The organism is Allosediminivita pacifica (assembly GCF_003054175.1).
GTDB lineage: Bacteria > Pseudomonadota > Alphaproteobacteria > Rhodobacterales > Rhodobacteraceae > Allosediminivita > Allosediminivita pacifica.
Window position 1 is genome coordinate 1 of sequence record NZ_QBKN01000027.1, and the last position, 20764, is coordinate 20764.

Here is a 20764-nt window from a genome sequence, read left to right on the forward strand (position 1 = left end):
CGCCGCCGTCAGCGTCGTCTTGCCGTGGTCGACGTGACCGATCGTGCCGATGTTGCAGTGCGGCTTGCCGCGCTCAAACTTTTCCTTTGCCATCTGACTGGCTCCCTTTTTCTTGTCGTGCGGTGCGCCGCCCGGCGCACCCTACGGGGTGGTAGGGTGCGTGGTCTCCCACGCACCGCCGTGTTTAGGCGTACTTCGACTGGATCTCGTCGCTGATGTTCTGCGGAACCGGATCGTAGTGCGAGAACTGCATCGTGAACTGCGCGCGGCCCGAGGACATCGAGCGCAGGTTGTTGATGTAGCCGAACATGTTGGCGAGCGGCACGTGGGAGTTGAGCACGATGGCGTTGCCACGCGGCTCCTGTCCCTGCACCTGACCACGACGGGACGTCAGGTCACCAATGATTGAACCGGTGTATTCCTCCGGCGTCACGACCTCGACCTTCATGATCGGCTCGAGCAGCTGGGCACCGGCCTTGCGCAGGCCTTCCCGCATGCACATCCGCGATGCGATCTCGAACGCGAGCACGCTGGAGTCCACGTCGTGGTACTTGCCGTCCACCAGAGCGACCTTGAAGTCGATCACCGGGAAACCGGCCAGCGGACCGCTGTCCATCACGGACTTGATGCCCTTCTCGACGCCGGGGATGTATTCCTTCGGCACCGAGCCACCGACGATGCGGGACTCGAAGGAGTAGCCTTCGCCCGGCTCGGTCGGCGTGATTTCCAGCTGCACCTCGGCGAACTGACCCGAACCACCCGACTGCTTCTTGTGGGTGTAGGTGTGGTTGATTTTCTGCGAGATGGTCTCGCGGTAGGCAACCTGCGGGGCACCGATGTTCGCCTCGACCTTGAACTCCCGCTTCAGGCGGTCGACGAGGATGTCGAGGTGAAGTTCCCCCATGCCCTTCATGATGGTCTGACCGGACTCGAGGTCGGTCTCCACGCGGAAGGACGGGTCTTCGGCGGCAAGCCGCGCGAGGCCCTGGGACATCTTCTCCTGGTCACCCTTGGTCTTGGGCTCGACCGCGATCTCGATGACCGGATCGGGGAAGGTCATGGTTTCGAGCACGACCTGCTTCTGGCTGTCGCAGAGCGTGTCACCGGTGGTGGTCTCTTTCAGACCCGCCAGCGCGATGATGTCGCCGGAGCCGGCCCAATCGATCTCCTCGCGGGAGTTCGAGTGCATCATCATCATCCGGCCGATGCGCTCTTTCTTGCCCTTGGTCGAGTTCATGACCGTGCCGCCCTTTTCCATCATGCCCGAATAGATCCGGGTGAAGGTCAGGGAGCCCACGAAGGGGTCGTTCATGATCTTGAACGCGAGGCCAGCGAAGGGCTGGTCGTCGCCGGGACGGCGCTCGATGTTCCGCGTCTCGGTCTCGTCGTCGGGTGCGAAGCCCATGTAGGGCGGCACGTCGAAGGGACCGGGCAGGTAGTCGATCACGGCGTTGAGCATGGGCTGGACGCCCTTGTTCTTGAACGCCGAGCCGGCCAGCACGGGAACGAAGGAGAGCGACAGCGTGCCCTTGCGGATCAGCTCGCGAAGCTTCGGCTCGTCGGGCTCTTCACCCTCGAGGTAGGCTTCCATCGCGTCGTCGTCCATCTCGACGGCGATCTCGATGAGCTCGGCGCGCATGGACTCGGCCTTGTCCTGCAGCTCGGGACGGATGTCCTGGATCTTCCAGGAGGCACCCAGGTCCTCGCCCAGCCAGACCCATTCCTTCATGGTCACGAGGTCGACGATGCCTTCGAGTTTGTCCTCTGCGCCGATCGGGAACTGGATCGGCGCCGGGATTGCACCAGTGCGGTCCTTGATCATCCGCACGCAGTTGTCGAAGTCGGCGCCGATCTTGTCCATCTTGTTGACGAACACGATGCGCGGCACCTTGTAACGGTCGGCCTGGCGCCAGACGGTTTCCGTCTGCGGCTCCACACCGGCGTTGGCATCGAGAACGCAGACCGCGCCGTCGAGAACGGCGAGCGAACGCTCGACCTCGATGGTGAAGTCCACGTGGCCGGGAGTGTCGATGATGTTGAAGCGGAACTTGGCTTCCTGCGGCGTGTCGCCGTAGATGCCGGTGGGGTTCTCGCCATCTTCGGTCCGGAACCAGAAGGTCGTGGTCGCAGCCGAGGTGATCGTGATCCCGCGTTCCTGCTCCTGCTCCATCCAGTCCATCGTCGCGGCGCCGTCATGGACTTCGCCGATCTTGTGCGACTTACCGGTATAGAACAGGATCCGCTCGGTGCAGGTCGTCTTGCCTGCATCGATGTGCGCCATGATGCCGAAGTTGCGGTAGCGATCCAGCGAATATTCGCGTTGCATGGGTCGGTCCTTGGGTTGGATTACCAGCGATAATGGCTGAACGCGCGGTTCGCGTCGGCCATCTTGTGGGTGTCTTCGCGCTTCTTAACAGCAGCACCGCGGGACTGCACTGCGTCCAACAGCTCGCCGGCGAGGCGTTCTTCCATGGTGTTCTCGTTGCGCTTGCGCGACGCATCGATCAGCCAGCGGATGGCCAGCGCTTCGCGGCGCTCGGGACGCACCTCGACGGGCACCTGATAGGTGGCGCCACCAACACGACGCGAGCGGACCTCGACGCTGGGCTTGATGTTATCCAGCGCCTCGTGGAACAGTTCCATGGGCGCGCGCTTGACCTTGGTTTCGACGCGGTCGAGCGCACCGTAGACGATGGTCTCGGCAGTGGATTTCTTACCGTGATACATCAGGTTGTTCATGAACTTCGTCAGAACCCGGTCACCAAACTTGGCGTCGGGGAGAACTTCGCGCTTCTCTGCGGCGTGACGACGAGACATCTGTAATTCCTCTTACTTGGGACGCTTCGCGCCGTACTTCGAGCGGCGCTGCTTGCGGTCCTTGACGCCCTGGGTGTCGAGAACACCGCGCAGGATGTGATAGCGGACACCGGGAAGGTCTTTCACACGGCCGCCGCGGATGAGCACAACGGAGTGCTCTTGCAGGTTGTGCGATTCACCCGGGATGTAGCTGATCACCTCGTAGCCGTTGGTCAGGCGAACCTTGGCCACCTTACGCATGGCCGAGTTCGGCTTCTTGGGCGTGGTGGTGTAGACCCGGGTGCAAACGCCGCGCTTCTGCGGGTTGCCTTCCAGGTGCATCGATTTGCTGGTTCTGCGCTTGGGCTGCCGCGGCTTGCGGATCAGCTGTTGGATCGTGGGCATTCCGGTTTCTTCCCCGTGTTCTTCATCTCTGCGGTGCACGGGGGGGCGCCCCATGCAGATCTGGTTCAAGGTTTCTGGCGCCCCGCGCGTCCGCAGGCCACCGGTTCAAGCGCCGGGCGTGCAGGACGCAAAAAACCGCATCCGTCCCCGGTTCCGGGACGACGCGGTGGCTGTCCAGAGGATCGGGGCATGTGGCCCGGATCATGACCGCTTCGGTACTGCAAACCCGCAAGCGGAGACTTTCCGCCCGGCGAATTGGCTGGCCGTATATGGGGAGTCGCGGAGGTTGTCAACAGCACCACGGGGCAGCAGACGACCCTGCCCCGGATTCAGGTGTGAGCGGCGAAGATTCACCGGATTTCGTAGGAGAAGATTGCGCCAGCCGGCCGCCGGGCTCAAGGGCGCTCCACGCCTTTTTCGGGTACCGGATAGGGCGGAGCTGCAAGCTTGGGCGCCGCGACCGCCTGCCGCCTTTCCCGCCACATGGTGAAACCACCCGACAGCGCCACCACCGCCGCGCCGGTCAGCGTGAGGCCATCGGGCCAGTCGCCGAAGACGAGCCAGCCGAGGATCAGGGCAAAGACCAGTCCCGAATACCGGAATGGGGCGGTCAGGCTCGCCTCGCCGGCCCGCATGACGAGCACGCTGAAGCTGTAGCCGCAGATGATGCACCCCGTGGCCGCCAGAATGAGGGCCCAGAGCCGCGGGGTCATGGGGACCCAGCCCTCCGTGACGGACAACAGGCAAGCGACTGCAAGCACCGTCACAGCGCCTGCCAGCGTCACCATGAGCGAGGGGACCGCGCCAGACATGCGCCGGGTCGCGAGATCGCGGACGGTCACGGCCACGACGGCGGCCAGCGCGAGGATGGCATTGATGTCGAAGCCCTCAGGGCCCGGCCGGACGATCAGCAGCATGCCCCCGAAACCCGCGGCAACGGCCAACCAGCGCCTCCATCCCACCTGTTCGCGCAGCAAGAGAAAGCCGCCCAGGGTGATCGTCAGCGGAAGCATCTGCAGGATGGCGGAGACATTCGCCAAGGGAATGGCCAGAAGGGCGCGGATGATCAGATAGGCCGAGCTCGCCTCGGCGATGGAGCGCAGCGCCAGAAGACCCCAGTCGGCCCTCGGAAGCCGGACACGCAGGTGGCCCATTCCGTGCGCGAGCCCCGCAATGAACAGCACCGCGAGAATTCCGCGGAGCGCCAAGAGCTGCGACACGGGCAGTTCACCACCGGTCAGCTTCACGAAGGTATCGTTGAGCGTGAAGGACAGCATCGAGGCCATCATCAGGAGCGGCGCACGCGATGCCGCTGTCTGGTCTGTCATGCGGCCCTCACTTGTCTCTGTACACCGGCGCAATTCGCCATAGCCCGCCTGCAGCCGACCTGCCAGCCCGCCAACCGCTGGCGCACCGGGATCAGACGCCCCTGCCCCGGACAAGAAAGGCCCGGGCGGTGTCCCGCCCGGGCCTTGCAATCTTCGGTTCCGGAAGTGCGATTTACTCGCGGCTTTCCGGGGTATCCACGATCAGCGTGTCGAACTCGTCGCCACCAACCACGTCGTCTCCCGACGGCGCTGCCGGCTCCGGTGCCGCCAGCGCTGCGGCGGCCTCGGCCTCCTCGCGCTTGGCATCGATGACCACGGTGTCGCGATCCTGCGCCACGCGGCGCACCCGCTGGGTGGCGCCACCGGTGCCCGCCGGGATGAGGCGGCCCACGATGACGTTCTCCTTGAGCCCCTGGAGTTCGTCGACCTTGCCCTGCACCGAAGCCTCGGTGAGAACGCGGGTCGTCTCCTGGAAGGAGGCCGCCGAGATGAAGGACCGGGTCTGCAGCGAAGCCTTCGTGATCCCGAGAAGGATCGGTTCGCCCTGTGCGGGACGGCCGCCCTTCTTCTCGATCTTGGCATTCGCCGTATCGAACTCGAGCTTGTCGACGTGCTCGCCCTTGAGCAGCGTGGTGTCGCCGCTGTCGGTGATCTCCCACTTCTGCAGCATCTGGCGAACGATGACCTCGACGTGCTTGTCGTTGATCTTCACGCCCTGCAGTCGGTAGACGTCCTGCACCTCGTCGATCATGTAGTTGGCCAGAGCCTCGATCCCCATGATCGACAGAATGTCGTGCGGGGCCGGGTTGCCGTCCATGATGTAGTCGCCCTTCTGGACGTAGTCACCTTCGGCCACAGGAATGTGCTTCCCTTTCGGGATCATGTATTCCTTGGGCTCTTGGTTTTCGTCCGCGGGGTCGATCGTGATCCGGCGCTTGTTCTTGTAGTCCTTCCCGAACCGCACGTAGCCGTCGATCTCGGCGATGATGGCGTGATCTTTCGGACGACGCGCCTCGAAGAGTTCGGCCACACGCGGCAGACCGCCGGTGATGTCCTTCGTCTTCGCACCTTCACGCGGGATCCGTGCCAGCACGTCACCGGCCTGCACCTTCTGCCCGTCCTCGCCCGAAAGGATCGCGTCCACGGACATCGGATAGGTGATCGGGTTGCCGGCCGCGTTGCGCACGGGCTCGCCGTTCTCATCCTGCAGGATGATCTCGGGCTTGAGCTCGTTGCCCTTGGGCGCGGCACGCCAGTCGGTCACGATCTTCTGCGTCATGCCGGTGGCTTCGTCGGTCTCCTCGCGCACGGCAACGCCGTTCACCAGGTCCACATGACGGGCCACACCGTCGGCCTCGGCGAGGATCGGCAGCGTGTAGGGGTCCCACTCGAAGAGCTTGTCGCCCCGTGCCACCGTATCGCCTTCCTGAACGAAGAGCTTGGTGCCGTAGCCCAGCTTGTGCGTGGCTCGCTCCACCCCGTTCTCGTCCACGATGCGCAGCTTCATGTTCCGGCCAAGCACCAGCGTCTCGCCAGCGGCGTTCTGCAGGGTGTTGGGGCTCTCGAACTCGATGATCCCCTCCTGGCTCGCCTCGAGGAAGGACTGCTGGCCACCCTGGGCAACGCCGCCGATGTGGAAGGTCCGCATCGTCAGCTGCGTGCCGGGTTCACCGATGGACTGCGCGGCAATGATGCCGACCGCCTCGCCGGTGTTGACCATCGTGCCGCGTGCCAGGTCGCGACCATAGCACATGGCGCAGACGCCCTCTTCGGCCTCGCAGGTCAGCGGGCTGCGGATACGCGCGGTCTGAAGCGCGGCGTCCTCGATGGCATCGGCCATCCGCTCGTCGATCAGCTGGCCTTCGCGGACAAGTACATCGCCGGTGGGCGTGGTGATGTCCTCGGCCGCGACACGGCCCAGAACACGCTCGCCGAGCGATGCCACGACCTCGCCGTCGTTGACGGCCGCCTCGGCGGTGATCGCCAGTTCGGTGCCGCAGTCGTGCATGCGCACGATGCAGTCCTGCGCGACATCCACCAGACGACGGGTCAGGTAACCCGAGTTCGCCGTCTTCAGAGCAGTGTCCGACAGACCCTTACGGGCGCCGTGGGTCGAGTTGAAGTACTCGAGAACGGTCAGGCCTTCCTTGAAGTTCGAGATGATCGGCGTCTCGATGATGTCGCCGTTCGGCTTCGCCATCAGGCCGCGCATCCCGCCCAGCTGCTTCATCTGCGTGACCGAGCCACGGGCACCGGAGTGCGCCATCATGTAGACCGAGTTCGGCTCCTCGACGGCGCCGTTCTCGTCCCGGCGCTCGGCCGAGATGGTCGACATCATGGCTTCGGTGACCTTGTCGTTACACTTCGACCAGGCATCGACGACCTTGTTGTACTTCTCACCCTGGGTGATCAGGCCGTCCATGTACTGCTGTTCGAAGTCCTTCACCTGCTCGCGGGTCTCTTCCACGATGGGCCACTTGTTCTCGGGGATGACCATGTCGTCCTTGCCGAAGGAGATGCCCGCGCGGAACGCCTCCTTGAAGCCCATGGACATGATCTGGTCGCAGAAGATGACGGATTCCTTCTGGCCGCAGTAGCGGTAGACGGTGTCGATGACCTTCTGGACGTCCTTCTTGCGCAGCAGCGTGTTGACGAGTTCGAATGGTGCCTTCGCGTTCAGCGGCAGCAGCGCACCGAGGCGCACGCGCCCCGGCGTGGTCTCGTAGCGTTTCCACACTTCGAGGCCGTTCTCGTCGATCTGCTTCACGCGGCAGGTGATGTTGGCGTGCATGTGCACTTCGCCGGCGTTCAGCGCGTGCTCGACCTCCTCGATGGAGGAGAAGCTCATGCCCTCGCCCTTCATGCCCTCACGCGCCAGCGTGATGTAATAGAGGCCGAGGATCATGTCCTGCGAGGGAACGATGATCGGCGCGCCGTTGGCGGGCGACAGCACGTTGTTCGTCGACATCATCAGGACGCGCGCTTCCAGCTGGGCCTCGAGGCTCAGCGGGACGTGCACGGCCATCTGGTCACCGTCGAAGTCCGCGTTGAAGGCCGAGCAGACCAGCGGGTGAAGCTGGATCGCCTTGCCTTCGATCAGGGTGGGCTCGAACGCCTGGATGCCGAGACGGTGCAGCGTGGGCGCGCGGTTCAGAAGAACCGGGTGCTCGCGGATGACCTCGTCGAGGATGTCCCAGACCTCGGGACGCTCTTTCTCGACCAGCTTCTTCGCCTGTTTCACGGTGCTGGAGAGGCCCTTGGCCTCGAGCCGCGAGTAGATGAAGGGCTTGAAGAGTTCGAGCGCCATCTTCTTGGGCAGGCCGCACTGGTGCAGCTTGAGTTCCGGACCGGTCACGATGACCGAGCGGCCCGAGAAGTCGACGCGCTTGCCGAGAAGGTTCTGACGGAAGCGGCCCTGCTTGCCTTTCAGCATGTCGGACAGCGACTTCAGCGGACGCTTGTTGGCGCCGGTGATGACGCGGCCGCGGCGACCGTTGTCGAAGAGCGCGTCCACGGCTTCCTGCAGCATCCGCTTCTCGTTGCGGACGATGATGTCGGGCGCGCGCAGTTCGATCAGCCGCTTGAGGCGGTTGTTCCGGTTAATGACGCGGCGATACAGGTCGTTGAGGTCGGACGTGGCAAACCGCCCGCCGTCCAGCGGGACGAGCGGGCGCAGTTCCGGCGGGATGACCGGGACGACAGTCATGATCATCCACTCCGGACGGTTGCCGGATTCGAGGAAGTTCTCGACGACCTTGAGACGCTTGATGATCTTCTTGGGCTTCAGTTCGCCGGTGGCTTCCTTCAGCTCCTCGCGCAGGCGGTCGGCCTCGGCCTCGAGGTCGATGTTGGCCAGCATTTCACGGATGGCCTCGGCGCCGATGTTGGCGGTGAAGGCGTCCATGCCGTACTGGTCCTGCGCGTCGAGGTAGTCCTCTTCGCTCATCAGCTGGCCGTACTGCAGGTCGGTCAGGCCCGGCTCGATCACCACGTAGTTCTCGAAGTAGAGAACCCGCTCCAGATCGCGCAGGGTCATGTCCAGCATGAGGCCGATGCGCGAGGGCAGCGACTTCAGGAACCAGATGTGGGCGCAGGGCGCGGCCAGCTCGATGTGGCCCATGCGCTCGCGGCGGACCTTCTGGAGCGTGACCTCGACGCCGCATTTCTCGCAGACGACGCCGCGATACTTCATGCGCTTGTACTTGCCGCAAAGGCATTCGTAGTCCTTGATCGGACCGAAGATGCGCGCGCAGAACAGGCCGTCACGCTCGGGCTTGAACGTGCGGTAGTTGATCGTCTCGGGCTTTTTGATCTCGCCGTAGGACCAGCTGAGGATCCGTTCCGGCGACGCGAGCGAAACCTTGATCTCATCGAAGACCTTGGGCGGGGTCAGGGGGTTGAACGGGTTGTTCGTGATTTCCTGGTTCATTCTCAAACCTCAGAGTTCAGAGGGTGCGGGGGAAGCGGATGCGCGGCGGACGCGCACCCGGAGGGATCAGGCGATGGCGCTTTCGGGGCGCCCTGCCCTCATTCCTCGTCTTCCTCCGCATCCAGGAGTTCCATGTTGAGGCCCAGACCCCGGACCTCCTTGACGAGCACGTTGAACGATTCCGGCACGCCGGCCTCGAAGTTGTCCTCGCCCTTCACGATGCTCTCGTAGACCTTGGTCCGGCCGGCCACGTCGTCCGACTTGACCGTGAGCATCTCTTGCAGCGTGTAGGCCGCGCCGTAGGCTTCGAGCGCCCAGACCTCCATCTCGCCGAAACGCTGGCCGCCGAACTGGGCCTTGCCGCCCAGAGGCTGCTGCGTGACGAGGCTGTAGGGCCCGGTGGAACGCGCGTGGATCTTGTCGTCCACGAGGTGGTGCAGCTTGAGCAGGTACTTCACACCCACCGTCACCTTGCGGCTGAACTGCTCACCCGTGCGCCCGTCGAACAGGATCGACTGACCCGAGGTGTCGAAGCCGGCACGCGCCAGCGCATCGTTCACGTCGCCTTCCTTCGCGCCGTCGAAGACGGGCGTGGCGATCGGAACGCCGCGGGTCATGTTGCCCGCCGCCTCGATCAGGTGGCCCTCGTCCATGTCCGAGAAGCCTTCCTCGTAGACCTCGTCACCGTAGGCGATGCGCAGGGCTTCGCGGACCGGTGTCAGGTCGCCGGTGCGGCGATAGTCCTGAAGCGAGTCGTCCACCTTGATGCCGAGCGCACGCGACGCCCAACCCATGTGGGTTTCGAGGATCTGGCCGACGTTCATCCGCGAGGGCACGCCGAGCGGGTTGAGGCAGAGGTCCACGGGGGTACCGTCCTCGAGGAACGGCATGTCCTCCATGGGGACCACGCGCGACACCACACCCTTGTTGCCGTGACGGCCAGCCATCTTGTCGCCCGGCTGAAGCTTGCGCTTCACCGCGATGAAGACCTTGACCATCTTCATCACGCCCGGCGGCAGGTCGTCGCCGCGGCGGACCTTCTCGACCTTGTCCTCGAAGCGGGCGTCGAGCGCGCGCTTCTGCGCCTCGTACTGCTCGTGCAGGGCTTCGACGTGCTTGGCGTCCTCTTCCTCGCCGAGGGCGAGCTGCCACCACTGACCACGGGTCAGGCTGTCCAGCAGTTCCTCGTTGATTTCCGAGTTGGCCTTCACGCCGCGGGGACCCTTCACCGCGGTCTTGCCGAGGATCATGGTGCGCAGACGCGCGTAGATGTTGCGGTCGAGGATGGCGAGCTCGTCGTCCCGGTCACGGGCGAGGCGCTCGACCTCTTCCCGCTCGATCTGCAGCGCACGTTCGTCCTTTTCGACGCCGTGACGGTTGAAGACGCGCACCTCCACGACGGTGCCGTAGTCGCCCGGCTTCACCCGCAGCGAGGTGTCGCGCACGTCCGAGGCCTTCTCGCCGAAGATGGCGCGGAGGAGCTTTTCCTCGGGCGTCATCGGGCTTTCGCCCTTGGGCGTGATCTTGCCCACGAGAATGTCGCCCGGCTCCACGTCGGCACCGATGTAGACGATGCCCGCCTCGTCGAGGTTGCGCAGCGCTTCCTCGCCGACGTTGGGGATGTCGCGCGTGATTTCCTCGGGGCCAAGCTTGGTGTCGCGCGCCGCCACTTCGAATTCCTCGATGTGGACGGAGGTGAACACGTCATCCTTGGAGATCCGCTCGGAGATCAGGATCGAGTCCTCGTAGTTGTAGCCGTTCCAAGGCATGAAGGCGACGATGACGTTCTTGCCGAGCGCCAGTTCCCCCATGTCCGTGGAGGGACCGTCCGCGATGACCTCGTCCTTGCCGACCGTGTCGCCCACCTTCACCAGCGGCCGCTGGTTGATGCAGGTGTTCTGGTTCGAGCGCTGGAACTTGCGCAGGCGATAGATGTCCACGCCCGGATCGCCCGGCTCGAGGTCGGCGGTGGCGCGGACCACGATCCGCTGTGCGTCCACCTGGTCGATGATGCCGGCCCGGCGCGCCATGATGGATGCGCCGGAGTCGCGGGCGACGACGCCCTCGATCCCGGTGCCGACCAGCGGCGCTTCGGAGCGCAGCGTGGGCACGGCCTGCCGCTGCATGTTCGCGCCCATCAGTGCGCGGTTGGCGTCGTCGTTCTCGAGGAACGGGATGAGCGAGGCACCCACGGAGACCAGCTGCTTGGGCGAAACGTCGATCAGGTCGACGCTTTCGGCCGGGGCCAGCGTGTAGTCACCGGACTGGCGGGTGTTGACCATCTCGTTGGTGAACTTGCCCTCGACGTCGAGCGAGGCGTTCGCCTGTGCAACCGTGTGGCGCATTTCCTCGGTCGCGGACATGTAGTGCACTTCGTCCGTGACCTTGGCATCCTTCACGACGCGGTAGGGTGTTTCGATGAAGCCGTACTTGTTCACGCGGGCATAGGTCGCCAGCGAGTTGATGAGACCGATGTTCGGGCCTTCCGGCGTCTCGATCGGGCACATCCGGCCGTAGTGGGTCGGGTGAACGTCGCGCACCTCGAAGCCGGCACGTTCGCGGGTCAGACCGCCGGGGCCAAGCGCCGAGAGACGACGCTTGTGCGTGACCTCGGAGAGCGGGTTGGTCTGGTCCATGAACTGCGACAGCTGCGAGGAGCCGAAGAACTCGCGCACGGCAGCAGCAGCCGGTTTCGCGTTGATCAAGTCCTGCGGCATCACCGTGTCGATCTCGACGGAGGACATGCGTTCCTTGATCGCGCGCTCCATGCGGAGCAGGCCGACGCGGTACTGGTTCTCCATCAGCTCGCCGACGGAACGCACGCGGCGGTTGCCGAGGTGGTCGATGTCGTCGATCTCGCCACGGCCGTCACGAAGCTCGACCAGGGCCTTGATGCACTGGACAATGTCCTCGCGGTCCAGCGTGCGCTGGGTGTCCGGCTTGTCGAGGTTCAGGCGCATGTTCATCTTCACGCGGCCCACGGCGGACAGGTCGTAGCGTTCGCTGTCCGAGAAGAGCGTGTCGAAGAGGGCCGAGGCGGCCTCGACCGTGGGCGGCTCGCCCGGGCGCATGACGCGGTAGATGTCCATGAGCGCGGTTTCGCGGTTCATGTTCTTGTCCTGCGCCATGGTGTTCCGCATGTACGGACCCACAGTGACGTTATCGATGTCGAGGACCGGAATCTCGGTGATGCCCGCGTCGACCAGCTCCTTGAGCGTACCCCCGGTCACCTGACCGTCCTTGTCGACCGTCCAGGTCAGCTCGTCACCGGCCTCGACGTAGATCGCGCCGTTTTCCTCGTTGATGATGTCCTCGGACACGAACTTGCCGACGATCTGCTCGAAGGGCACCAGGAGACTCTCGACCGAGCCTTCGTCCTTGAGCTTTTTGACCGCGCGCGGCGTGATCTTCTTGCCGGCCTCGGCGATCACTTCGCCGCTGTCGGCGTCGACGAGGTCATAGGTCGGACGGGTGCCGCGCACGCGATCGGGGAAGAACGGCGTGCTCCAGCCCTCGCCCTTGCGCAGGCTGTAGGTCACCGTGTCGTAGTAGGCGTCCATGATCGCCTCCTGGTCCAGCCCGAGGGCATAGAGCAGGGTGGTCACGGGAAGCTTCCGGCGACGGTCGATCCGCGCGAAGACGATGTCCTTGGCATCGAATTCGAAATCGAGCCAGGAGCCGCGGTAGGGGATGATCCGGCAAGCGAACAGCAGCTTGCCCGAAGAGTGGGTCTTGCCCTTGTCGTGGTCGAAGAACACGCCCGGCGAACGGTGCATCTGGGAAACGATGACCCGCTCGGTGCCGTTGACGATGAACGTGCCGTTCCCGGTCATGAGCGGCATGTCGCCCATGAACACGTCCTGTTCCTTGATGTCCTTAACCGACTTCGCGCCGGTGTCCTCGTCGATGTCGAACACGATCAGGCGCAGCGTGACCTTCAGCGGGGCGCTGTAGGTCATATCACGCTGCATGCACTCCTCGACGTCGTACTTGGGACGTTCCAGTTCGTAGGACACGAATTCGAGCACTGCGGTCTCGTTGAAGTCCTTGATCGGGAAGACCGACTGGAAAACGCCCTTGATGCCTTCGCCGTCCAGGGGAGTCGCCTGATCCCCCGAGTTCAGGAACAGTTCGTAGCTCGACTTCTGAACCTCGATAAGGTTCGGCATCTCGAGCACTTCGCGGATCTTGCCGTAATACCGACGAAGACGTTTCTGTCCGAGAAAGCTTTGCGCCATGTGAAAGTTCACCTTTCCTGTCTCACCGGACCACGGCTGTCGGGCACCAGCCGCCGGTCCATCCGAGATGGCATAACGGGGGAATCCATTCCTGGCGCCCGTCCCACCAGGCGCCTCCCGATTCTTTTCCCTCTGCCCAAGAAAGGCCCTGCACCAGGGCCTTGCTAAGGCTGAGCGTTGCCCTTGAAAAACCACTCCGGAACGCGGGCTTAACCTTCCGGAAACAGCAAACAGACTAAGACCGTCCGGAGGGTTCCGGCGGCCTAGGGTCGCGAAGCGTTTGGTGCGGATGTGAGATCAGGTCGCCCCCGGAACTTCAGCGCAGACAATGGCCGGGCACGAATCGCGCGTACCCGGTGGAAACTGTCACTTAAGCTTCAGGACGTTCAAAGGCAACCCCAGAAGTCAGCGCCGCCAACAAGTCATGAACCTCATGGCGCGCTACAGAAGGTAGGGCGAAATGCCCCCGTTGCCAAGCCCGGATTGTGAGAGCCCGACCACCGCATCCAAGGATCCCAACGCAAATGGACGGGAACCCAAAGCACCACCCCCAAAAAGAAGGGCGGGCGCCTTGCGGCACCCGCCCCTGAATTCCGGTCGCAAGACCAGGATTACTTGAGCTCGACTTCGGCGCCTGCTTCTTCGAGCTTCTTCTTGATTTCTTCGGCTTCGTCCTTGGCAACGCCTTCCTTGACGGCTTTGCCACCGGCTTCGACCAGTTCCTTGGCTTCTTTCAGGCCAAGACCGGTGATGCCACGGACTTCCTTGATGACGTTGATCTTCTTGTCGCCAGCGGACTTGAGGATCACGTCGAATTCGGTCTGCTCTTCTTCGGCAGCGCCGCCGGCGTCGCCGCCTGCGGGACCGGCCATCATGACAGCGCCGCCAGCGGCGGGCTCGATGCCGTACTCATCCTTGAGGATGGTTTTCAGTTCCTGCGCTTCGAGCAGGGTCAGACCGACGATTTGCTCGGCAAGTGCTTTGAGATCAGCCATTTTGAGACTCTTTCCGTATGCTTGATGTGTTCCAACGCGCGGGGATAACCCACGAAGGATGGGGTTGCCGTATCAGGCCGCCTCCGCCTTTTCCTCGATGGTGGAAAGGATGGAAGCGATGTTCGATGCAGGTGCGCCAACTGCGCCGGCGATGTTCGATGCGGGTGCGCCGATTGCGCCGACGATCGAAGCGATGAGCTCATCGCGCGACGGCATTTTCGACACGGCTTCGACACCGGCCCGGTCCAGGTCCGTGCCACCCATGTTCCCGCCAAGGATCTCGAGCTTCTTGTTGTCCTTGGCGAAATCCTCGACCACCTTGGCAGCTGCCACGGGGTCTTCGGAATAGGTGAGAACGGTCATGCCATCGAGAAGCGACGCCATGCCTTCGCATTGCGTGCCTTCGAGGGCGATCTTGGCGAGCCTGTTTTTGGCGACGCGGACCGACGTTTCTGCCGCACGGGCACGTGCACGCAGGTCCTGCATCTCGGCAACCGTGAGACCTTCGTAGCGGGACACCACCACGACGCCAGAGCTTTCGAAGATCTGGCCGAGTTCCTCGACCACTTTCTCTTTCTGGGCTCTATCCACAGTTCTACTCCAGTGTTTGGAGGGCGGACCCTCCGGCTCGTTCATGCCAGGTTGCCCTGGCGAGAAGTCCGATCGGGTCGTCACATCACAAACGCCGGAGGTCCGCAAAGCGGCCCGGAGAGATGTCTCTTCCCGTCTCAGGCAGGAATTAAGGCTTTGCGGACGCTGCCGCGGGGCCGACCCACCGTCTCGGACGAAATCGAAGGGCGACACGAATCGCGACGCCTTCCGAGGACCGCTCCTTAGCGCCTTTGCTTCCTCGCGCCAAGCCCCGTTCGTCAGGCCGCAAGGGGGGACGGCCCCGGCAGCACCGCGCGCAGAAGCTTGCGCTTCGACAGCGGCTTGACCAGAACCTCGTCCATGCCGGCCCGGCGGTACTCTGCCACCTGGTGCGGCAGGGCATTCGCCGTGACCGCGACAATTCGGACCGGGGGGAGGCCGGCCTGTACTTCGCGGCGCCGAATCTCGCGGCTGGCGGCCATGCCGTCCATCTCGGGCATCTGGATGTCCATCAGGATGGCGTCATAGCGGATGCCGAGGCTGCGTTGCACCGCGGCGAGACCGGTTTCGGCGAAATCCACCTGCGCCCCGGCAGGTTCCAGGAAGCGGGCAAGGATCTTGCGGTTGGTGGCGTTGTCGTCCGCCACGAGCAGGCGCAGCCCAGCAAGATCAGGCCCGGCGCCTTCGCCGGCCTCGACAGCGCCCTCTTGGGCGATTTCGGCAGGCTGGAGCGGCAGGTCACAGATGAAGGTCGCACCACACTCGTCACCCGGCCCGAGCCAAAGCCCGCCTCCCATGGCTTGGCACAGCTGACGCGAAATCGTCAGGCCAAGACCGGTGCCCCCGTGTTGGCGCGTGACGCTGGCATCCGCCTGCCCGAAGGGCTCGAAGATGCGCTCCCGAGCGTCCGGGGGCACCCCCTGTCCCGTGTCTTCCACAGCGATCCGAAGCCGGCCGTTGGCCGCGCCGGCACGCACGGAGACGCCGCCCTCGGCTGTGAACTTCACCGCGTTGGCGATAAGGTTGTGCAGCACCTGCCGGAGGCGCCTGGCGTCCCCCTGAACCGCCTCCGGCAGATCCTCTGCGACCTCGCAGGTAAGGTTCAGCCCTTTCTCGCGTGCGGTAGCGGCGTAAAGCTCCACCGAGGCGGCGACGAGGTCGCGCAGGACGTAGGGTCGTATTTCCACGTGCAATTCGCCGGCCTCGACACGGGACAGGTCGAGCACGTCGTTGATCGTGCTCAGCAAGACCCCGCCGGATTGGTCGATCACGCGCACGCAGTCGGCCTGCTCGGGCGTCAGCTCGGTTTCCGCGAGCACGGTCGCCATCCCGAGGATTCCGTTCAGCGGCGTGCGAACCTCGTGGCTGACGTTGGCGAGGAACCGTGTCTTGGCCGCATTGGCGCTCGCCGCTGCTTCGCGCAGCGCACGCTCGACACGCTGCGCACGCCCCGCCAGGTAGAGTTCAGTCAAGACGTAGAGCATGAGCAGGCCCACCAGCAGGGCAATGACTATGCCAGTGACCGGGCTGTCGGAGTGATGCCGGAGATCGGCAAAGCGCATCCCCACGCGCTCTCCGGAGAAGGCGCGTGTCCAGGCGGCACGCGTCTCGGCAACGAGCGCACCAAGATTGCCGACCATGCGGAAGACCTCTTCGTCCGGGATCGATTCCGCCTCGTAGATCAGAGGTTCCTCCTGTTCGAGGAATTCCGCGTATCGACGGAGCATCGTGTCGAATTGCAGGTCGCGGCCGAATTCTGCTTCCAGCAAGAGGTCGACCCTGCTCCAGAGAACATCGAAGCGCAACTCGACATCCGACTTGGCCCGGCGGTCGTCCTGATAGGCGACCAGGTCGGCTGAGAGCCTTTGGGTTTCGAAGAACAGTTCACTCAGGCGCCAGAGCGTTTCGTTGACTGCCAGGATGGCGGTTTCCCGCGCCGCATGCTGATTGCCTTGATGCACCATCAGCACCCCTGCGAGGGTCATGGCGGCGCAGATCGCCACCACCGCCCGCAGGAGCCTGAGGTTCTCGACCAGCCACACCCGCATGAGAGGCGCCTAGGGTAGAACCTCGATCTCGGTCAGCTGCCAGATCATCTCGGTGTTGAAGGTGTTGTCCTGCGCCTTCGCCTCGGACTGCGGGTAGACGATCCAGAGGGGACCCTTTTCGCGGACGCGCATCGGCTTCCCGCCATGCTCTGCCGCGATGAGAACGTCGTGCGCGGCTGCATGGGCGGCCGGTATCTCCACCGAGTAATCATTGACCGCACGAGCGCGCAGAATGCCATCTTCGACGCCCAGCGCCTCGAGAAGTGAAGACAGCGTGGGGCCCGCGAATTGCTGCCGTCCGTTGGTGAACGCGGTGAAGGTCGTGATTTCGCGCCAGTCAAGAGCCCGAAGCATGTCGAGATCGAAACGTGCCACATCGCCATCGTTGGTGACGTCGATATCGCCGGACACGGTGAGCACGACATGCCCTTCAGGCATTTCAAGCGCACGCGCCACCGTCGCAGTGCAGGTTACGGCTAGGACCAGTGTCAAGAGCCAGCGTATCATGAGAGGCCTCCAGTTCCACCGGCGCTGTGCCGGGCTTCGCACAACCTGCGTCGAAAAGGCTAACGTCGCCTTTCCCACGGAATGGAAACCGTGGCTCGCCGCCATGTCGGCGCACGGCCCCGCCGGGCTGGCCGGGCGCACCGTTGACAGCCCCGGGCGAAACGCGTTCTGTGCCGACACGCAGCAGGGGCGTCCGCGACATGCGGGCTGAGAAGCACCCTTTGAACCTGAACCGGATCATGCCGGCGGAGGAAGCTGCAAGGACGCTCCCTCTCGGGAATCCGCGTGCCTTGCATCTCGCCGCCGGCGAGGAGGCAAGATGCAGACTTGCGGAGAGAGACTGACCGGGATGCGCGATCGCGCGCCTCTCGTCCACAACATCACCAATTTCGTCGCGATGAATGTCATGGCGAACGTCCTGCTGGCGGCAGGTGCATCGCCCGCCATGGTGCACGCCCGCGAAGAGGTGGCCGAGTTCGCCGCGCTCTCCCAGGCGCTGACCGTGAACATCGGAACGGCCTCGACCGAATGGGGCCTGTCGATGGAAGAGGCTGCCAGGGTCATGCAGAAGGCCGGTCGGCCCTGGGTCTTCGATCCCGTTGGCGTCGGCGCAACCAAGTTCCGGCAGGCACTCTCGGACCGGTTGCTCGATCTGCACCCGACCGTCGTGCGGGGGAATGCCTCCGAGATCATGACGCTTGCGGGACTCGAGGGCCGCGCGCGTGGGGTCGATGCCGGCGACAGCGTCGCCGACGCGGAACAGGCGGCGCGGCAACTGGCGGGCCGGACGGGCGGCATCATCGCAGTCTCGGGTCCGGTCGACTACGTCACCGACGGGAAACGGGCGCTTCGGGTCTCCAACGGCCATCCGCTCATGGGCCGCATCACCGTCATGGGCTGTTCGCTGAACGGCGTCATCGCGGCCTTCTGCGTCGACGAGTCCGCGCTGGAGGCCACAGCCGCGGCGCTCGCCTACTACGGGGCGGCGGGTGAGATCGCAGGGGCCGCGGCGACCGGCCCGGGCAGCTTCATGCCGGCCTTTCTGGATGCGCTTCATGCTATGACTGCGGCGGACCTTGATGCGGCCGCGAGCGTGGAGGCCGCGACATGATCGGCCCTGTCTATGTCGTGACAGATCCCGACAGTCCTCATTCCGTCCTCGACCAGGCCCGCGCCGCCGCGCGCGGCGGCGCCTGGGCCGTCCAGATCCGCGACAAGGGCGCGAGCGACGCCGAGATCGCCGTGCTGACCCGCGAGATCATGGCCGAACTCGCACCGCTCGGGGTGCGTGTCTTCGTCAACGACCGTGTCGCGGTGGCGCGCGACACCGGCGCGGATCTTCACATCGGACAAGGTGATGGCGATGCGCGCGCTGCCCGCGCGCAGATCGCACCGGAGGCTCTGCTGGGGTTGTCGATCGACGCGTTGCCGCAATGCGCGGCCATCCCCGAGGGCGTCGACTACATCGGTATCGGCCCGCTTCGCACGACCGCGACCAAGCCCGATGCGGCCAGCCCGCTGGGCTTCGAAGGCATCGCCGCCATCGCCGCCGCATCCCCCGTGCCCTCCGTCGCCATCGGGGGGATCACCGCAGAGGACGCTCGCGCCCTGAAAAAAACCGGCGTGTCCGGCATGGCGATCGTTTCCGCCGTGACCCGCGCGGCCGACCCCGAAGCCGCGACACGCGCCCTTCTGGAGGCATGGAGCAAGACATGATCCCCAACATCCTATCCATTGCCGGTTCCGATCCCTCGGGCGGCGCCGGGATCCAGGCCGACATCAAGACCATCTCGGCCGAGGGCGGCTACGCAATGGCCGCCATCACCGCGCTAACGGCGCAGAATACGCAAGGTGTCACGGGGTTCGAAGTGACCGCCCCCGGCCTTGTCCGCGACCAGATCGCGGCGATCCGCGAGGATATCCGCATCGACGCCGTGAAGATCGGCATGCTCGGCAGCGCGGAAGTCGTGGAGGTGGTCGCCAGGGCGCTTGAGGGGATCGAGGCCCCCATCGTGCTCGACCCCGTGATGGTGGCCAAGGGGGGAGACCGCCTGCTTGCCACCGATGCGGTTCTGGCGCTGCGCGACGCCCTGCTGCCCATAGCCACCGTCATCACGCCGAACCTGCCCGAAGCGGGCGACCTGCTTGGGGAAACGGCGCCGACGACGCGCGACGAAATGCAGGCGCAGGCCGCCGCGCTCCTCGCCCTTGGCCCGGCCGCTGTGCTGCTGAAAGGCGGGCATCTGCCCGGCGATGGCTGCCCCGACCTGCTGGCGCGCCGCGAGGGCGCGGTCTGGATCGAGGGCACGCGTCACGCGACCCGCAACACGCATGGGACCGGCTGCACGCTTTCCTCGGCCCTTGCCACCGCGCTCGGTCATCGCCTCCCGCTCGAAGACGCGGCGCGGCGCACCAAGGCCTATGTCGCCGCCTCGATCGCAGGTGCGGGGCGGCTCACGGTCGGCAGCGGCCACGGGCCGGTCCATCACTTTCACGCAATCACCCGAGGGAATCATAATGACTGATACCATCGCCGACAGGACCGTTCTCATCACCGGCGCGGGACGCGGGCTGGGCGCGGAACTGGCCCGGGCCTTCGCTCGCGAGGGCGCGCGCGTTGCCCTGAACTACCGCCGCAGCGCCAAGGAAGCACTTGCGCTTGCCGAGGAGCTCGGCCCAAGCGCTGCGGCCTTCAAGGCGGATGTGATCGATGCCGAGGCCGTCACCGGGATGGTCGGGCAGATTACCGAACAGCTCGGTGCGCCAACGGTGCTGGTTCACAACGCACTGGCCGATTTCTCCTTCAACGGCGACGCCCGGCCGCATCTCGACACGCTTGAATGGGCCGACATCGCCGCGCAGACCGAGGTGGCGGTGGGCGGCGCGCTCAACGCGATCCGCGCCTTGCAACCGCAGTTCCGGCAATCCGGCGGGCGCGTCATCACCATCGGCAGCAATCTCGTGCAGAATCCGGTGGTCCCCTACCACGATTATACCGCCGCCAAGGCGGCGCTGCTGGGCTTCACACGCACCGCCGCGCGGGAACTCGGCCCGTTGGGGGTAACGGTCAACATGATCGCGGGCGGGCTGCTTAGCACGACCGACGCCAGCGCGGCGACGCCGGAGGCGGTCTTCGACATGATCGCGCAGCAGACGCCCCTGGGCCGCGTCACGACCCCCGAAGAACTCGCCGATGCGGCACTGTTCTTCGCGTCGCCCTGGGGCCGCGCCGTCACCGGGCAATGCCTGATCGTCGATGGCGGGCTCGTGTCTGGCTGATCGCCCAAATCAGGGGACGGCAAAGGCAATCACGCGGTCAACTGCTGCCCCGAGCGCAACTGCCGTCCCCGCACTTGCGGTTCCGCAACGTCCCATGCGTCTTCGCATCCGGTTGGCAGCAAAGACCCTCGCTTCGACGGACGGTTAT

At 64.8% G+C, this 20764-nt stretch carries 15 protein-coding genes and 1 riboswitch; of the genes, 4 read left to right on the forward strand and 11 right to left on the reverse strand.

What is annotated here, in order from left to right:
- From C8N44_RS17990 to C8N44_RS18040, 11 genes are all read right to left on the reverse strand, one after another.
- The coding region (locus tag C8N44_RS17990; protein ID WP_227446961.1) for a GTP-binding protein at window positions 1–93 on the reverse strand (93 nt) is incomplete at its 3' end.
- A gap of 91 nt (window positions 94–184) precedes the next feature.
- A complete protein-coding gene (fusA, locus tag C8N44_RS17995) occupies window positions 185–2326 on the reverse strand; it encodes an elongation factor G (protein WP_107978171.1) in 2142 nt (713 codons plus the stop codon).
- Between the two features lie 20 nt (window positions 2327–2346).
- Entirely contained in the window at window positions 2347–2817 is a 471-nt protein-coding gene (gene rpsG / locus C8N44_RS18000; RefSeq protein ID WP_107978172.1) for a 30S ribosomal protein S7, read from the reverse strand.
- Window positions 2818–2829: 12 nt separating this feature from the next.
- The gene (gene rpsL / locus C8N44_RS18005) at window positions 2830–3201 is read right to left on the reverse strand and encodes a 30S ribosomal protein S12 (RefSeq protein WP_107978173.1); all 372 of its coding nucleotides are present in this window, start codon (window positions 3199–3201) and stop codon (window positions 2830–2832) included.
- Between the two features lie 395 nt (window positions 3202–3596).
- Window positions 3597–4529, reverse strand: a complete 933-nt coding sequence (locus tag C8N44_RS18010) for a DMT family transporter (protein WP_107978174.1) — start codon at window positions 4527–4529, stop codon at window positions 3597–3599.
- A gap of 172 nt (window positions 4530–4701) precedes the next feature.
- Window positions 4702–8958 carry a DNA-directed RNA polymerase subunit beta' gene (gene rpoC, locus C8N44_RS18015; RefSeq protein WP_107978175.1) on the reverse strand — a complete coding sequence of 1419 codons (4257 nt, stop codon included), beginning with the start codon at window positions 8956–8958 and terminating at the stop codon, window positions 4702–4704.
- Window positions 8959–9056: 98 nt separating this feature from the next.
- Complete coding sequence (gene rpoB / locus C8N44_RS18020) at window positions 9057–13196, reverse strand: DNA-directed RNA polymerase subunit beta (RefSeq protein WP_107978176.1); 4140 nt, start codon at window positions 13194–13196, stop codon at window positions 9057–9059.
- 611 nt (window positions 13197–13807) lie between these two features.
- Window positions 13808–14191: a 50S ribosomal protein L7/L12 gene (gene rplL / locus C8N44_RS18025; protein WP_107978177.1), complete on the reverse strand. Its 384-nt coding sequence runs from the start codon at window positions 14189–14191 to the stop codon at window positions 13808–13810.
- Window positions 14192–14263: 72 nt separating this feature from the next.
- Window positions 14264–14782 (reverse strand): 50S ribosomal protein L10, encoded by a 519-nt coding sequence (rplJ, locus tag C8N44_RS18030; RefSeq protein WP_107978178.1) that lies wholly within the window; start codon window positions 14780–14782, stop codon window positions 14264–14266.
- Between the two features lie 278 nt (window positions 14783–15060).
- Window positions 15061–16830, reverse strand: a complete 1770-nt coding sequence (locus C8N44_RS18035; RefSeq protein WP_107978179.1) for an ATP-binding protein — start codon at window positions 16828–16830, stop codon at window positions 15061–15063.
- Window positions 16831–16839: 9 nt separating this feature from the next.
- A complete protein-coding gene (locus tag C8N44_RS18040; RefSeq protein WP_158274087.1) occupies window positions 16840–17337 on the reverse strand; it encodes a putative pterin-binding protein in 498 nt (165 codons plus the stop codon).
- Between the two features lie 175 nt (window positions 17338–17512).
- Window positions 17513–17608, forward strand: a riboswitch (TPP riboswitch).
- Window positions 17609–17656: 48 nt separating this feature from the next.
- Here C8N44_RS18040 and thiM point away from each other — a divergent pair.
- From thiM to C8N44_RS18060, 4 genes are read left to right on the forward strand one after another with little or no spacing between them, the layout of a single operon-like run.
- The gene (gene thiM / locus C8N44_RS18045) at window positions 17657–18448 is read left to right on the forward strand and encodes a hydroxyethylthiazole kinase (protein ID WP_107978181.1); all 792 of its coding nucleotides are present in this window, start codon (window positions 17657–17659) and stop codon (window positions 18446–18448) included.
- Window positions 18445–19053: a thiamine phosphate synthase gene (thiE, locus tag C8N44_RS18050; RefSeq protein ID WP_107978182.1), complete on the forward strand. Its 609-nt coding sequence runs from the start codon at window positions 18445–18447 to the stop codon at window positions 19051–19053. The genes thiM and thiE overlap by 4 nt, the downstream gene beginning before the upstream one ends.
- The gene (gene thiD, locus C8N44_RS18055; RefSeq protein ID WP_146178868.1) at window positions 19050–19862 is read left to right on the forward strand and encodes a bifunctional hydroxymethylpyrimidine kinase/phosphomethylpyrimidine kinase; all 813 of its coding nucleotides are present in this window, start codon (window positions 19050–19052) and stop codon (window positions 19860–19862) included. Before thiE ends, thiD begins: the two co-directional genes overlap by 4 nt.
- Window positions 19855–20616 carry a 3-oxoacyl-ACP reductase gene (locus tag C8N44_RS18060; protein ID WP_107978184.1) on the forward strand — a complete coding sequence of 254 codons (762 nt, stop codon included), beginning with the start codon at window positions 19855–19857 and terminating at the stop codon, window positions 20614–20616. The genes thiD and C8N44_RS18060 overlap by 8 nt, the downstream gene beginning before the upstream one ends.
- Window positions 20617–20764: the final 148 nt, after the last annotated feature.